Raw genomic sequence first — 13,565 nt, 5'->3', positions numbered from 1 at the left:
GTCAGTTCCAGGAATGTCGCGGCGGCGGGACGCGGTTCAGCAGGTAGTTGCCCACCAGATGGGCCTTCCAGCGCACCGGGTCGTGCAAGGTATGCGTTCGCGCGTTGCGCCAGTGACGGCCGAGGTTGTGCGCCTCGCGCGTTGCCGAGGAGCCGCCGAGTTCGAACAGCTTCTCGGTCGCGTCGAGCGCGATCTGCGTCGTCAGGATCTTGGCTTCGGCGACCGCGATCGACGCGCGCGCGCTCGACTCGGCCGTCACCGCCTCGCTCGCGATCTGGTCGAGGGTCCGGCCGGCCTCCAGCAGTACCTCGTGCGCCGCATGCAGGTCGACCTCCAGGCGGCCGACGTCCTGGATGATGTAGGGGTCGTCCGCGGCCCGTTCGACACCGGAATCGACCCACGGCCGCGCGCGCTCGCGCACGAAGGCCAGTGCATCGGCGATCGCCTGCTGCGCGATGCCCTGGTCGATGGCGGCCTGCACGATCTGCGAATTGGGGCCGAACAGGCCCGGCCGATCGGCGAGCTGCCAGATCGGCAGCACGTCGTCGGGGTCGATCGCGACCGCCTCGAAGCGCACCGAGCCGCTGGCCGTGGTGCGCTGGCCGAAGGAGGTCCAGTCGTCGATGACGCTCAGGCCCGGCGCATCGCGCGGCACCCAGACCTGCACTGCGCGGCCTTCGTCGTCCAGCGCGCGCGTCGGCACGCGGTGGGCGAACAGCGCTCCGGTCGAGTAGAAGCGCTCGCCGGTGAGGCGCAGCCCATCGGGCGTGGCACGCAGGCGCGTCTCCCCCTGCAGGATGGTCGCCGAGCGTCGCTCGGGCCCCGCATTGCCCAGGCGCTGCCCGGCGAGGACCTCGGCATGGAAGCGCCGCTGCTGCGCCTCGGTGCCGATCTCGCGCAACACGCCAAGCAGGCCGAAATGGTTCTGCGGAATCTGACCCAGCGCCGGATCGGCCGCCGACAGGATCACGAAGACTTCGGCCAGGGTCGCGTACGAGACGTCGGCGCCGCCGTGCGCTCGCGGCACGGTGATTCCGCCCAGGCCGCTCTCGGACCAGCGGTCGAGTTCATCCCAGGGCAGGCGGCGCGTGCGGTCGCGCTCGGAGGCGCCGGGTGCGAACAGCGCTGCGAGTTCGCGCGCGGCATCGAGGGCCTGCTGGTCGTTGGCGATGCGCCGGACGCGCGCGGGGTCGAGAGGGCGCGGCCTGCGTTCGGAAGGGGTCGACGCACGGTCGGGCGAAGGATCGGACATGGGACGGGCGGGGCGTGTATGAGGAAGGGCGGGCCGGGGCAACGGCCGGCGCGTGCACGAGGGCGGGCCGCGGCGAGGCTTCGGTTCAGATCAGGGCCAGCAACGGCGCGCTGACGGCACGCTGGCTGCGCTGGCGGAGCACCGGCACCGCACGCTCCACCGCCAGCGCGATTCGCGCGCGGAGGGCCTCGCTGCCGACCTGGTAGTCGACGAAATCCTTGTCGGTCGCATAGACACCGATCGGCAGCGTGTGGGCCTGGAAGAAGCTGAACAGCGGGCGCAGCTGGTGATCGATCGCCAGCGCATGCCGGTCGCTGCCGCCGGTGGCGGCCAGCAGCACCGGCACGTCGACGAGCGCCTCGTGGTGCACGAAGTCGAACAGGTGCTTGAAGAGGCCGGTGTAGCTGCCGCGGTAGATGGGGCTGGCCACCAGCAGCAGGTCGGCGCTCTCGATGTCGCGCAGGATCGCCTCGATCTCGGCCGGGAGCTGCGGGCGCTGGACGATGTGGCCGAACCGGGGAACGATCGCGCCGAGTTCGACGAGCCGCACGTCCGCGGGAACGGCGTCGGTCAATCCTTCCAGCAGTTGTTCGACCAGCGCAAGGGTTCGGGAGGGGCGTTGCAGGCCGCCGGAGACGGCGACGATCTTGAGCTTCTGGGCCATGGTCGGAAATGTCAAAGGGAGAACTGTGCAGCCGCCCGGGCGGGTTTCGCCGACATCGGATAGAAGCATTTCGGCTATCGATATGCGGCTTGTGCGGCATGCCCCGGCCCGGCGCCGATGGACGCCGTCAGTCGTCGTCGTCCGAATGCCCCGTCAGCACCAGCATGTGGGCGATGAAGTCGTCGATCGCGGGCAAGCCCGGCGGGGCCTGCAGGGCTTCATGCAGGAGCACGCCCGCGCCTGCGCCGGGCGCAGGCGCCACCCACTCGCCCGGCTCGCACAGCACGCCGAGGTGGCCGGAATCGACGCGCAGGTAGAAAAGCTGTACGCCATCGTCGACGGCCCGCGCGGGCGACTCGCTTCCCACCGGGTACCAGCTCACGCCCACAGGGGCGAGGTGCTGCGCAATGCGCAGATCGCACACATGCGTGTCGCCCCAGCGACCCTGGCGATCGAAGACGGCAAGAACGCCCATGGTGACTCCGGTGATGGTCTGTGCGGTGTAACGAGGCTCGGCTGCGTGCGAGCCACGCGATCGTAGAAGGTCCGCCGCTGCGGCCGAAGGACCGAATCCGACTTTGCATATTCGCAAGTTCGGGTCCCGTCCAGCGCGAACAGCTGCTAAGCATTCGCGAAAGCCTTCGTTGCCTTGCGAGCCGGCCCACCCGAAGAATCGCGTCTCCGGCACCCGCCGCATCCGCGACCTCGGTCTGCTGGCAGAACGCCACGGCTTTCCGCGTGTCCACTGAAGTCGCACAGCACCCATGAGCACCACCGTCGACCAGATCACCCAGCGCCGCCGCGGCGTCGGCCTCATCGCCCACGACCCCGTCCTGTCCGCGGGCGGCTACACCCTGATCGCTCCGCAGACCGCGAACGGCCATGTCTGGCTGATCGACATCGAGGGCCGGGTCGCCCACGAATGGAAGATGCCGCTGCGCGCCGGCCGCCATGCGGTGATCCTGCCGAACGGCAACCTGGGCTACAACGGCAACCATGCCGACTCGCCCGATCGCTACGCGCCCTGGTCGATGTGGCATGGCGGCGACTTCTCCGAGGTCACGCCCGAGGGTGAGGTGGTGTGGCACTTCGAGGATCCCGCGCATCACCACGACGCGCGCTGGCTGGCCAATGGCAACCTGCTGTATGCGGCCTGCGACCCGGTACCGCCCGGCTTCGCCGATCGCGTGCCGGGCGGCACCGCGCACGGCCCCGACGAAGTCATGTACGGCGACGTGATCCGCGAGGTGAACCGGGCCGGGCAGCTGGTCTGGGAGTGGAAGGCCTGGGAGCACCTCGATCCGGCCGACTTTCCCATCCATCCGGGTTTCGGGCGCTACCACTGGCCGCTGGTCAACGGGCTCGACGTCGATGCCGAAGGCCGCGTGCTGATGAGCCTGCGCACCACCTCCGGGATCATCGGCGTCGACAAGGCTTCGGGCACGGTGAGGCTGCATATTCCGCCGAGCGTGGTGTCGCACCAGCATGCACCGGTGGCGCTGGCGAACGGCAACATACTGACCTTCGACAACGGCAACTTCCGCAGCGGCGCGCATGTGGCCTTCTCGCGCGTGCTGGAGATCGATCCGGCCACCCATGCCGTCGTGTGGTCCTATGCCGACGAGATGGTGAATGCCTTCTACTCGGCGTTCATGGGCAACGCGCAGCGCCTGCCGAACGGCAACACCCACGTCACCGAGTCGGCCACGGGCCGGCTGTTCGAGGTCACGCGGGACGGCGAAGTGGTGTGGGAATACATCATCCCGTGGTTTGCCGAGTACCCCGACGCGGCCGCGCGCAAGACCGGCCCGGGCCGGCTCAACAGCATCTTCCAGAGCCACCGGTACACGCGCGAGCAGCTGCCCTGGTTGCGGGCCTGACGCGCAACGCGGCCGCCTCTCAGGGCGGTCCGGCATGGCCCGCCGCGCACCCCCTCGGTCTCCGCAGGTGCCTCAGGCGCCCCAGCGCAGCCGCAGGCCGCCCCACACCGCCAGCAGCACCGCGGCGCCGAAGACCCAGCCCGACAGGGCGCCGGCCATGGTTCCCGAAAGCAGGTTGCCGACCGTGCAGCCAAGGCCGGTCATCGCGCCCCAGCCGAGCAGCACGCCGCCGCCCAGGCCGCGCCCGACCTGCCGCCAGGTGGGCCGCTGCGGCCGGAACTGCGCGCTAGCCAGCGCCGCAGCCCAGGCCCCGGCCACGATGCCCGCGACCAGCCACGCATTCGGCAGTTGCCACAGCTGCTCGGCCACGGCGGTCGCGCAGCCGCCGAAACTGTCCAGGCCCTCCAGCCGCACCGGCAGCCAGTCGCGCGCATCGCCCCAGGCGCGTGCGGCACTGCCCATTGCGGAGGTGACGCCCAGCGGCTTCAGCCGCAGCACGACCAGCACCGCGATCGCCCCCACCGCAACGCCACCCCAGGCATAGGGCCAGCGCCCCACGCGCAGGCTCGAGAGCGCGCCGATGAAGCTGGAGGCGCGCGGCGGCGGTGCCCCCGCATCGGCCGCATCGTGCGCAGGCAGCCGTCGCCACAGCCAGGCGGCGAGCAGGCCAAGCACCGCCATCTGCAACGCCGCCGAGCCCGCATAGCCCAGGTGCTGCGGCAGCCACACCACGGGCGCGGTCGCGATGGTGGCGCTGTAGAGCGCATTCCATGTGTTGAAGCCCAGCAGGAAGCCGGCCGCGGCGCCGACCAGCGCGAAGGGCGCCGTGGGCGATCCCTCGCCGAGCCGATACCAGTGCGCGCTGATGCACGAGCCGGAGATCACCATGCCGAGGCCGAAGGCCAGCCCCGCCAGCACCAGTGCCCAGCTCACGGGGCCGATGTGCGCATCGGGCGGCAGTCGCCCGGGCAGCGGCACCGGCAGCCAGCCCGTCATCACCACGTGCATGCCCACGGTCCCTACCGCCAGCGCGGCGACGATGGCCAGCAGGCCGCGAGCGTCGTTGCGCTCGAAGTAGTCGCGCGCGTGGCAGTAGAAGCAGAAGCGCGAACGCTGCAGCACCACGCCGAGCACCGCGCCGAGCCCGAGCGCAAAGGCCAGCGCGCGGCCGCCGGAAACATCGCCGAGGCGCTGCACCGCGATGCAGACCGCCACGGTGATCGCGAGCGACGCGGTGAGGCCGCGCCAGCCTTCGACCGGCGCGCGCGGCGCGGTTGTTACTTCGAGGCCCAGATCGTGCCGCTCGGGTTGTTGACCGGCACGCCGACCGCGTTGCCGTACTCGGTCCAGGAGCCGTCGTAGTTGCGCACGTTGTAGCCGAGGATCTTGGTCAGCGCGAACCAGGTGTGGCTGGAGCGCTCGCCGATGCGGCAATAGGTGATCACGGGCTTGCTGCCGTCGATGCCCACGCCTGCATAGAGCGCCTTGAGTTCGGCGGGCGACTTGAAGGTGCCGTCCTCGTTCACCGCGCGGCCCCAGGCCACGTTGGCGGCGGTCGGGATGTGGCCGGCACGCACCGCGAGTTCGGCCGCGCCCGGCGGCGCGAAGATCTTGCCCGTGAACTCGTCGGCCGAGCGGATGTCGACCAGCTTGGCGTCGCTGCGGCCTTCGGCCACGGCCAGTACGTCGACCAGGCGCGCCCGCAGTTGCGGATTGGGTTGCGTGACCTTGAAGTTGGTGGCGACGACGTCGGGCGTGCGGGTCTCCAGCACGCGGCCCTCGGCCTCCCATTTCTTGCGCCCGCCGTCGAGTAGCTTGACGTTGCGCACGCCGTACTGCTCGAACACCCAGGCGCCCCAGGCCGCGAACCAGTTGTTGTTGTCGCCGTAGAGCACCACGGTGCTGTCGTTGGAAACGCCCGCGGCGGACAGCAGCTTCTCGAAGTTCGCCTGGCTCACGATGTCGCGCCGCACGCGATCGTTGAGATCGTTGTGCCACGAGAAGTTGACCGCACCGGGCACGTGGCCGCGCTCGTACAGGCCGGGATTCACGCTGACCTCGATCACGCGGAGATTGGGGTTCTTGAGGTTCTTGTCCAGCCACTCGGTGGAAACCAGCGGGCCGCTGCCGTCGCCTGCGGCCTGTGCGAATGCGGAGGGTGCAAGGGCGAGGAAGGCGAGGCTGGCGAAGGCGGCAGACCGCCATTTGTGCAGGATCGACATGGTTGGCTCCAGGGTTGGGAAATGAAATGCAACGGAACTCTACGAATCGGAACAACGACGACCAACGACGCAATTCCGATATGCACATGCGAAAAAGGAGCGCTGGCCGACCCCGCTAGGCCGCCGGATGCACCGGATGGGCCGGCCGCACGAGACCCAGGTGCTCGCGCAGCGTGCGGCCCTGGTACTCGGTGCGAAACAGGCCACGCCGCTGCAGCTCGGGAATCACCAGCTGCGCGAAATCGGTCAGGCCGTGCGGCAGCGTCGGCGCGAGCACGTTGAAGCCGTCGGCCCCTCCCGTGGTGAACCAGTGCTCGAGCTGGTCGGCGATCGACTCGGCCGTGCCGACCAGGGTCCAGTGGCCGCGCGCGCCCGCCACCTTCTCGTAGAGCTGGCGGATCGTCAGGCCGTCGCGCCGGGCCATGCCCGCGAACAGTTCCTGCCGGCTCTTCCAGCCCTCGGTCACGGGCAGGTCCTGCGGGAAGGGACCATCGACGTCGTAGCGCGTCAGGTCGACATTGCCGAGGAAAGTCGACAGCAGGCCGATGCCCAGCACCGGATCGATCAGTCCCTGCAGCTGCTCGAACTTCTCCTGCGCTTCCTGCTGGCTCCGGCCGACGAAGGGCGATATGCCGGGCAGGATCTTGAGCTGATCGGGCGTGCGTCCATGGGCCGCGAGCCTTCCCTTGAGTCCGCTGTAGAACGCCCTCGCCTCCTCGGCGCTTTGCTGGGCCGTGAACACCACCTCGGCCGTGGCCGCCGCCAGGTCCTGGCCGTCACCCGACGAGCCGGCCTGCACCAGCACCGGGTAGCCCTGCGGCGCACGCGGCGTCTGCAGCGCACCGTGGAGCTTGTAGTGCTCCCCCTCGTGCGCGACGCGATGCAGCTTCGCAGGATCGAAGAAGCGGTTGGCGGCCTTGTCGTGGATGAAGGCATCGTCTTGCCAGCTGTCCCACAGGCCCTTCACGATCTTCACGTACTCATGGGCCCTGGCATAGCGGTGTGCATGCGCGAGCTGCTGGTCGAGCCCGAAGCTGCGGGCCTCGAAGTCGCTGCCCGAGGTGACGAGGTTCCAGCCGCTGCGGCCGTGGCTCACCTGGTCGAGCGACGCGTACTTGCGCGCCAGGTGATAGGGCGGCAGGTAGGTCGACGAGACCGTCGCCACGAGGCCGATGTGCGTGGTGGCCTGCGACAGCGCGGCCAGCGTGATCAGCGGATCGAGCGGATACCAGAGCGCGTTCTTCGTCACCACTTCGTCGGGCGGCCCGGGCAGGCCGACGTTGTCGGCGAAGAAGATGGCGTCGAACTTCGCCTCTTCGGCGATGCGGATCCATTGCTGCAGCGACTCGATACGGCTGGCCGCGCCCGGATCGACGTCCGGGTGGCGCCAGGCCGCGAGGTGGTGGCCGACGCCGAAGAAGAAGGCGCCCAGGTGCATTTGCTTGCGAGAAGAAGTCATGGAGTCGGGGACCGCCGCGTGCGGCCCTTCAGGTAAAGAGGACGAGCGCGCGACGACCGGGCGCTCAGCCCGCGGCCAGCGCCTGCTCGAGATCGGCCAGCAGGTCGTCGATGTGCTCGATGCCGACCGACAGGCGCACGGTGTCCTCGGTCACGCCGGCACGCGCCAGTTCGTCAGGGCCGAGTTGCCGGTGCGTGGTCGATGCCGGATGGGTGGCGAGCGAGCGCACGTCGCCGATGTTGACCAGGCGGGTGAACAGCTTCAGGCGGTCGAGGAATCTCGCGCCACCCTCGCGGCCGCTGCCGATGCCGAAGGTCAGCACGCCGCTGGCCCTGCCACCGAGGTACTTCTGCGCGAGCGCATGGTCCGGGTGATCCTCGAGCGCTGCGTAGTTGACCCACTTCACGGCTTCGCTTCGCTGGAGGAAACGCGCCACGGCGAGCGCGTTGCTGCTGATGCGGTCCATGCGCAGTGCCAGCGTCTCGATGCCCTGCAGGATCAGGAAGGCATTGAAGGGAGATATCGCCGCGCCTGTGTTGCGCAGCGGCACGACGCGTGCGCGGCCGATGTAGGCAGCCGGTCCGAGCGCCTCGGTATAGACCACGCCGTGGTAGCTCACGTCGGGTTCGTTGAGGCGCCGGAAGCGCTCCTTGTGCTGCGTCCAGGGGAACTTGCCCGAATCGACGATCGCGCCGCCGATGCTGGTGCCGTGGCCGCCGAGGTACTTGGTGAGCGAATGCACGACGATGTCCGCGCCATGCGCGATCGGCCGGCTCAGGTAGGGCGAGGGCACCGTGTTGTCGACGATCAGCGGCACGCCATGGCGGTGGGCGACCTCCGCGATGGCTGCGATGTCCGTGATGTTGCCGGCCGGATTGCCGAGCGATTCCACGAACACGGCCTTCGTCCCGGCGTCGATCAGTGGCTCGAAGCTCTTCGGATCGCGGTGGTCGGCGAAGCGCGTCGTGATGCCGAACTGCGGCAGCGTATGGGCGAACAGGTTGTAGGTGCCGCCGTAGAGCGCCGTGCTACTGACGATGTTGTCGCCGGCTTCGGCGATGGTCTGGATCGCATAGGTCACGGCCGCCTGGCCCGAGGCCAGCGCCAGCGCCGCGATGCCGCCCTCGAGCGCCGCCACGCGCTGCTCGAGCACGTCCTGCGTCGGGTTGTTGATGCGGGTGTAGATGTTGCCCGGCACCTTGAGGTCGAACAGGTCGGCGCCATGCTGCGCGCTGTCGAAGGCGTAGGCCACGGTCTGGTAGATCGGCGGCGCCACGGCGCGCGTGGTGGGCTCGGGCGAATAGCCCGCGTGCACCGAGAGGGTCTCGAATTTCCAGTTGCTTGCGTCGTTGGACATCGTTGCTCTTCGTTGGAGGGGTCAGGGCGCAGCGGCGCCCGGCTGGAACAGCACCACCTGCTGGGTATCGACCCGCCGCGGCAGCAGCTTCTCGGCGAAGAAGGCATCGGCGATGCGCTGCTGCTCGCTGAGGCCGCTCGCCACCACCGGCCGCACCTCGTAGCTGCGACGGGCGTTGGCCTGCTCCACCGTGGCAACGTCGAGGCCCCACACGGGTGCCAGCAGCTCGGCCGCTTCGCGGGGGTTGCGCTTGACCCACTTTCCGGCCTTGTCGAGGGCGGCGTAGATCACGCGCAGCACGTCGGGGCGGGCCTGCGCGAACTTGGTGGATGCGAGGTAGTAGCGCTGATAGGAAGCGATGCCCGTGCCGTCGGCGAGCACGCGCACGCCGGCCTGGCGCTGAGCCGCCGCGAAGAACGGGTCCCATGTCACCCAGGCATCGATGGCGCCCTTCTCGAAGGCGGCACGGCCGTCGGCCGGCGTCAGGTACGCCACTTCGACCTCCTTGAGCGGGACGCCGGCCTTGTCGAGCGCGGCCAGCAGCAGGTAGTGACCGCCCGAGCCCTTGGCGACGCCGATCTTCCGGCCCTTGAGGTCGCCCAGCGCGCGCAGCGGCGAATCGGCGCGCACCACGATCGCCTGGGCGGTCGGCGAAGGCGCCTCCTTGGCCACGAAGGTGAGCTGCGCGCCGGCGGCCTGCGCGAACACCGGGACGGTATCGGCCACATCGGCGCTGAAGTCGAGGTTGTCGAGGTTGAGCGCCTCGAGCAGCGGCAGCCCGCTGGTGAATTCGTGCCAGCTGACCTTGACGCCCAGCGGCGCCAGATCGCGCTCCAGCGTGCCCTGCGCCTTCAGCACAGCGATCAGCGTGGACGATTTCTGGAAACCGATGCGCACCGTCTGGCCGGCCTGCGCGCGGGCGCCCGCAGCAGCCGTGACCAGACCCGCACCGACCGAAAGGAGCGCAACGCGCCGGGAGAGTGTCTTCATCTTCGTTGTCACCAGGAATGCGCGAGCACGGGTCGGCTGTAGGCCACCGCGGCCGCCCGGAGGCGCCGCAGCATGCGGATGGGCACGTGGCCGTGCGGCGCACGGCGCGCCACTTCATGCGCCGAGGCCGGCGCGATCTGCCAGGCCAGAAGGGTCTGCGCGATCACGCGGCGGGCGTGCTCGATGGTCGTCGGCGCGGTATCGGATGTCATGGGAATCCTCGCTGCCTCGGGATCAGGGCTTGGGCAACACGATCGCTTCGTCGACCCTGATCGCCTTCGGGATCAGCTTCAGGTCGAAGAAGGTGTCGGCGATCTTCTGCTGGTCGGCGGCGACTGCCGGTGTGATCGGCTTCACGTTGAACTCATAGCGTCGCAGCGCGAGCTCGACCACGTCCACCGGCAGGCCTTGCAGCGGCGCGATGATCTCAGCCGCCTGCCGCAGGTTCTTCTTGAGCCAGATGCCCTGGGTCACCGAGTCCTCGAACAGCGCATCGATCACCTTCGGGTTCTTGGCGATGAAGTTGCGCTCGGCCAGGTAGTACTGGTAGTTGTTCACGACATCGGGAGTGCCGTCGGCCAGCACGCGGGCACCGGTTGCCTTCTCGGCGGCAGCCTGGAACGGATCCCAGATCACCCAGGCATCGACGTTCTTGCTCTCGAAGGCTGCGCGACCATCGGCCGGCGCAAGGTACACCGGCTGGATGTCGCTCAGCTTGAGGCCGTTCTTCTCGAGCTGCTTCACGAGAAGGTAGTGCACGTTGCTGCCCTTGTTGAGCGCAACCTTCTTGCCCTTGAGGTCGGCGACCGACTTGATCGGGGAATCCTTCGTCACGAGGATCGCCTCGGCACGCGGCGCTGCCGGGTCGTGGCCGATGTAGACGAAGCGGGCGCCGGCGGCCTGCGCGAAGATGGGTGGCGCTTCGCCCACGTAGCCGACGTCAACCGCGCCGACGTTCAGGCCCTCGAGCAGCTGCGGGCCGGCCGGGAACTCGACCCACTTCACGCCGAAGCCCAGCGGCGCGAGCTTCTTCTCGAGCGTGCCCTGCGCCTTCTGCAGCACGAAGAGGCTGGCGGACTTCTGATAGCCGATGCGCAGTTCGCCCTTGGTGGCTTGCGCATGCGCCGAGGTGGCCGTGAGGAAGCCGACGATCAGCGCAATGGCACTGACGACCACGGTGACCAGCACGAGATCGCGCAAGGACTTCCAGAGAGGGCGGCCCGGTCGGTCGATCTCGAAGTCGGTCGTTGGAAAGGTGGACATTGGAGTTCCTGGATATCTGAAGGTGAATACGCAGGCGATTGTCGAAACGGATCGACAAAAGAGGAACGACCGTAAATTCACTTGCATATAGCCAAATGAGCGGGCTGGAGCCGCTCGAACGGCTCGGACGAGTGCGTCATGAGCTTCGAAGAAATCGGTCTTTGGCGGCTCGGGGGGCATCGCTTACAAGGCGCAATGCCCTCCCCATGCCACCTCAAGCTGGGCGCCTTCATGCGCCCCGTCAGCATCCACACGGGCGCCTGGCGCTATCCCGGAGCCTTCGCCGACGCCAACTTCAACTTCGCCCACCTCAAGCGCTTCGCCCAGACGCTGGAACGCGCCCGCTTCGATGCCTTCTTCATGGCCGATCACCTGGCGCTGCTCAACATGCCGATCGAGGCGCTGCAGCGAAGCCACACGGTCAGCTCCTTCGAGCCCTTCACGCTGCTCTCGGCGCTGAGCCAGCACACCGAGCACCTGGGCCTGGTCGCCACCGCGTCCACCACCTTCGACGAACCGTTTCACATCGCGCGCCGCTTTGCCTCGCTCGACCACCTGAGCAACGGCCGGGCCGGCTGGAACATCGTCACCACCTCCAACCCGGACGCGGCGCTCAACTTCGGCCGCGACGACCACATGGCGCACGACGAGCGCTACGCGCGCGCCCGCGAGTTCCACGACGTGGTCACGGGCCTGTGGGACAGCTGGGCCGACGATGCCTTCATCCGCGACCCGGAAAGCGGCCTCTTCTTCGACCCGCAGCGGCTGCACAGGCTCGACCACAAGGGCACCTACCTGTCGGTGCGCGGCCCGCTGCACATCGCGCGGCCGGTGCAGGGGCGGCCGGTGATCGTGCAGGCCGGCGCCTCGGAGGCCGGGCGCCAGCTCGCCGCCGAGACGGCAGAGGTCATCTTCGCGGCCCACGGCACCTTGCAGGAGGGGCAGCGCTTCTATGCCGACGTCAAGGGCCGCCTGGCCGCACTCGGCCGCGAGCGCGACCATCTGAAGATCCTGCCGGCCGCCTTCGTGGTGGTCGGCGACACGGTGGAAGAGGCGCGCGCGATACGGGCCCGGCTCGACAGCCTCGTCCACTACGACAGCGCGATCGCGTCGCTCTCCATCGCGCTCGGCCATGACGCCTCGAAGTTCGATCCCGATGCGCCGCTGCCCGAGGTGCCGCAGACCAATGCGAGCCAGAGCAGCCGCGAGCGCGTGATCGCGCTGGCCGAGCGGGAGGGCTTCACGGTGCGCCAGCTCGCGCAGCGCCTCGGCGGCTACGGCGGTCTGGCCTTCGTCGGCACCGCGCACACCATCGCCGACCAGATGCAGGAATGGCTCGAGGCCGAGGGCTGCGACGGCTTCAACATCATGTTCCCGTGGCTGCCCGGCGGGCTCGATGCCTTCGTGGAGAAGGTCGTGCCCGAGCTGCAGCGGCGCGGCCTCTTCCGCCGCGAGTACGAGGGCCGCACCCTGCGCGAGAACCTGGGCCTGCCACGTCCCGAGAACCAGTTCTTTGCCTAGCGACAAAAAAAATGGACCCGAAGGCCCATGAACGTCGTTGTTCACGACGAGGAGACACCTCACTTCCAACGAGAGATTCGGTTCCTTGATTCCGTTGCCTACTTGTTCGGCTGCGGCGTGAGCCGCAGGTAGGGCCGCACCGCGTTGAAACCCTTGGGAAAGCGCTCGGCGATCTCGGCCGGGTCCTGCAGGCTCGGGATGATCACGACGTCGTCGCCGTACTTCCAGTTCGCGGGCGTGGCGACCTTGTGGCTGTCGGTGAGCTGCAGCGAATCGATGACGCGCAGGATCTCGTCGAAGTTGCGGCCCGTGCTCGCGGGATAGGTGATGGTGGTGCGGATCGTCTTCTTCGGATCGATGATGAAGACGCTGCGCACGGTCGCCGTGGTCGAGGCATTCGGATGGATCAGGTCGTAGAGGTCGGCCACCTTGCGATCCGCATCGGCCAGGATCGGGAAGTTGACCGTCGTCTTCTGGGTCTCGTTGATGTCGGCGATCCAATCCTTGTGCTTGTCGACCGGGTCGACGCTGACGGCGATCGGCTTCACGCCGCGCCTTGCGAATTCTCCCGACAGCGCGGCGGTCTTGCCCAGCTCGGTGGTGCACACCGGCGTGAAGTCGGCCGGATGCGAAAACAGCACGACCCAGTCGTTGCCCGCCCATTGGTAGAAATCGATCGCACCGTCGCTGGATTCCTGCGTGAAGTTCGGGGCGGTGTCGCCGAGTCGAAGGGTGGCCATTGCATCTCCAGGGAAAGAATTAAAAGAGAAGCGGCATTCTCCGAACAGCCGGCGCCTCCCGCAACGACTGCCTTGTTATTTGGTTATGCCTCGTTCGGAGCCCATCCGTCATTCGATCTTCGCGCATCGATATCCGGATTGCGAATAACGAGTCGACGACGACGAACCAAAGATCATTCGCTTATTTGGTAGCAACGATTCGTTCGTTCGCAATTCG

The 13,565-nt window shown here is 68.4% G+C and carries 13 protein-coding genes; 2 read left to right on the top strand and 11 right to left on the bottom strand.

Annotation, left to right across the window (positions count from 1 at the left end):
- Position 1: 1 nt before the first annotated feature.
- The 3 genes from QTH87_RS19600 to QTH87_RS19590 all read right to left on the bottom strand — a co-directional run bounded on the left by QTH87_RS19600 (position 2) and on the right by QTH87_RS19590 (position 2,391).
- Positions 2–1,252 (bottom strand): SfnB family sulfur acquisition oxidoreductase, encoded by a 1,251-nt coding sequence (locus QTH87_RS19600; protein WP_286611652.1) that lies wholly within the window; start codon positions 1,250–1,252, stop codon positions 2–4.
- Positions 1,253–1,337: 85 nt separating this feature from the next.
- Positions 1,338–1,916: an FMN reductase gene (msuE, locus tag QTH87_RS19595; RefSeq protein WP_286611651.1), complete on the bottom strand. Its 579-nt coding sequence runs from the start codon at positions 1,914–1,916 to the stop codon at positions 1,338–1,340.
- Positions 1,917–2,043: 127 nt separating this feature from the next.
- Positions 2,044–2,391 carry a hypothetical protein gene (locus QTH87_RS19590; protein WP_286611650.1) on the bottom strand — a complete coding sequence of 116 codons (348 nt, stop codon included), beginning with the start codon at positions 2,389–2,391 and terminating at the stop codon, positions 2,044–2,046.
- Positions 2,392–2,680: 289 nt separating this feature from the next.
- Here QTH87_RS19590 and QTH87_RS19585 point away from each other — a divergent pair, with 289 nt between their 5' ends.
- Entirely contained in the window at positions 2,681–3,796 is a 1,116-nt protein-coding gene (locus QTH87_RS19585) for an aryl-sulfate sulfotransferase (protein ID WP_286611649.1), read from the top strand.
- A 72-nt stretch (positions 3,797–3,868) separates the two neighbouring features.
- Here the strand turns inward: QTH87_RS19585 and QTH87_RS19580 are convergent, their stop codons facing one another.
- The 7 genes from QTH87_RS19580 to QTH87_RS19550 all read right to left on the bottom strand — a co-directional run bounded on the left by QTH87_RS19580 (position 3,869) and on the right by QTH87_RS19550 (position 11,087).
- On the bottom strand, positions 3,869–5,011 hold the full coding sequence (locus QTH87_RS19580; RefSeq protein WP_286611648.1) for a YeeE/YedE family protein: 1,143 nt from the start codon (positions 5,009–5,011) through the stop codon (positions 3,869–3,871).
- Between the two features lie 62 nt (positions 5,012–5,073).
- A complete protein-coding gene (locus QTH87_RS19575) occupies positions 5,074–6,018 on the bottom strand; it encodes a sulfurtransferase (RefSeq protein ID WP_286611647.1) in 945 nt (314 codons plus the stop codon).
- Between the two features lie 115 nt (positions 6,019–6,133).
- The gene (locus QTH87_RS19570) at positions 6,134–7,477 is read right to left on the bottom strand and encodes an LLM class flavin-dependent oxidoreductase (protein ID WP_286611646.1); all 1,344 of its coding nucleotides are present in this window, start codon (positions 7,475–7,477) and stop codon (positions 6,134–6,136) included.
- Between the two features lie 64 nt (positions 7,478–7,541).
- Positions 7,542–8,834, bottom strand: coding sequence for an O-acetylhomoserine aminocarboxypropyltransferase/cysteine synthase family protein (locus QTH87_RS19565; RefSeq protein WP_286611645.1), 1,293 nt, complete (start codon positions 8,832–8,834; stop codon positions 7,542–7,544).
- 21 nt (positions 8,835–8,855) lie between these two features.
- Complete coding sequence (locus QTH87_RS19560; RefSeq protein ID WP_286611643.1) at positions 8,856–9,824, bottom strand: aliphatic sulfonate ABC transporter substrate-binding protein; 969 nt, start codon at positions 9,822–9,824, stop codon at positions 8,856–8,858.
- 8 nt (positions 9,825–9,832) lie between these two features.
- Positions 9,833–10,036, bottom strand: coding sequence for a hypothetical protein (locus QTH87_RS19555; RefSeq protein WP_286611642.1), 204 nt, complete (start codon positions 10,034–10,036; stop codon positions 9,833–9,835).
- 22 nt (positions 10,037–10,058) lie between these two features.
- A complete protein-coding gene (locus tag QTH87_RS19550; RefSeq protein WP_286611641.1) occupies positions 10,059–11,087 on the bottom strand; it encodes a sulfonate ABC transporter substrate-binding protein in 1,029 nt (342 codons plus the stop codon).
- 195 nt (positions 11,088–11,282) lie between these two features.
- On the opposite strand from QTH87_RS19550, the gene QTH87_RS19545 reads away from it, so the two are divergent.
- Positions 11,283–12,608 carry an LLM class flavin-dependent oxidoreductase gene (locus tag QTH87_RS19545; RefSeq protein WP_286611640.1) on the top strand — a complete coding sequence of 442 codons (1,326 nt, stop codon included), beginning with the start codon at positions 11,283–11,285 and terminating at the stop codon, positions 12,606–12,608.
- A 98-nt stretch (positions 12,609–12,706) separates the two neighbouring features.
- On the opposite strand, the gene QTH87_RS19540 is transcribed toward QTH87_RS19545, so the two are convergent.
- The gene (locus tag QTH87_RS19540; protein ID WP_286611639.1) at positions 12,707–13,348 is read right to left on the bottom strand and encodes a peroxiredoxin; all 642 of its coding nucleotides are present in this window, start codon (positions 13,346–13,348) and stop codon (positions 12,707–12,709) included.
- Positions 13,349–13,565 lie beyond the last annotated feature (217 nt).

Source organism: Variovorax jilinensis, from assembly GCF_030316885.1.
GTDB lineage: Bacteria > Pseudomonadota > Gammaproteobacteria > Burkholderiales > Burkholderiaceae_C > Variovorax > Variovorax jilinensis.
The sequence above is the reverse complement of the archived record's forward strand: the minus strand, read 5'-3'. Positions and strand labels throughout refer to the sequence as shown.

Coding starts and splice junctions, on each gene's coding strand:
- QTH87_RS19560 (WP_286611643.1), bottom strand. CDS start 9,824: ATGAAGACACTCTCCCGGCGCGTTGCGCTCCTTTCGGTCGGTGCGGGT.
- QTH87_RS19540 (WP_286611639.1), bottom strand. CDS start 13,348: ATGGCCACCCTTCGACTCGGCGACACCGCCCCGAACTTCACGCAGGAA.
- QTH87_RS19600 (WP_286611652.1), bottom strand. CDS start 1,252: ATGTCCGATCCTTCGCCCGACCGTGCGTCGACCCCTTCCGAACGCAGG.
- QTH87_RS19545 (WP_286611640.1), top strand. CDS start 11,283: ATGCCCTCCCCATGCCACCTCAAGCTGGGCGCCTTCATGCGCCCCGTC.
- QTH87_RS19585 (WP_286611649.1), top strand. CDS start 2,681: ATGAGCACCACCGTCGACCAGATCACCCAGCGCCGCCGCGGCGTCGGC.
- QTH87_RS19570 (WP_286611646.1), bottom strand. CDS start 7,477: ATGACTTCTTCTCGCAAGCAAATGCACCTGGGCGCCTTCTTCTTCGGC.
- QTH87_RS19590 (WP_286611650.1), bottom strand. CDS start 2,391: ATGGGCGTTCTTGCCGTCTTCGATCGCCAGGGTCGCTGGGGCGACACG.
- QTH87_RS19550 (WP_286611641.1), bottom strand. CDS start 11,087: ATGTCCACCTTTCCAACGACCGACTTCGAGATCGACCGACCGGGCCGC.
- QTH87_RS19555 (WP_286611642.1), bottom strand. CDS start 10,036: ATGACATCCGATACCGCGCCGACGACCATCGAGCACGCCCGCCGCGTG.
- QTH87_RS19575 (WP_286611647.1), bottom strand. CDS start 6,018: ATGTCGATCCTGCACAAATGGCGGTCTGCCGCCTTCGCCAGCCTCGCC.
- msuE (WP_286611651.1), bottom strand. CDS start 1,916: ATGGCCCAGAAGCTCAAGATCGTCGCCGTCTCCGGCGGCCTGCAACGC.
- QTH87_RS19565 (WP_286611645.1), bottom strand. CDS start 8,834: ATGTCCAACGACGCAAGCAACTGGAAATTCGAGACCCTCTCGGTGCAC.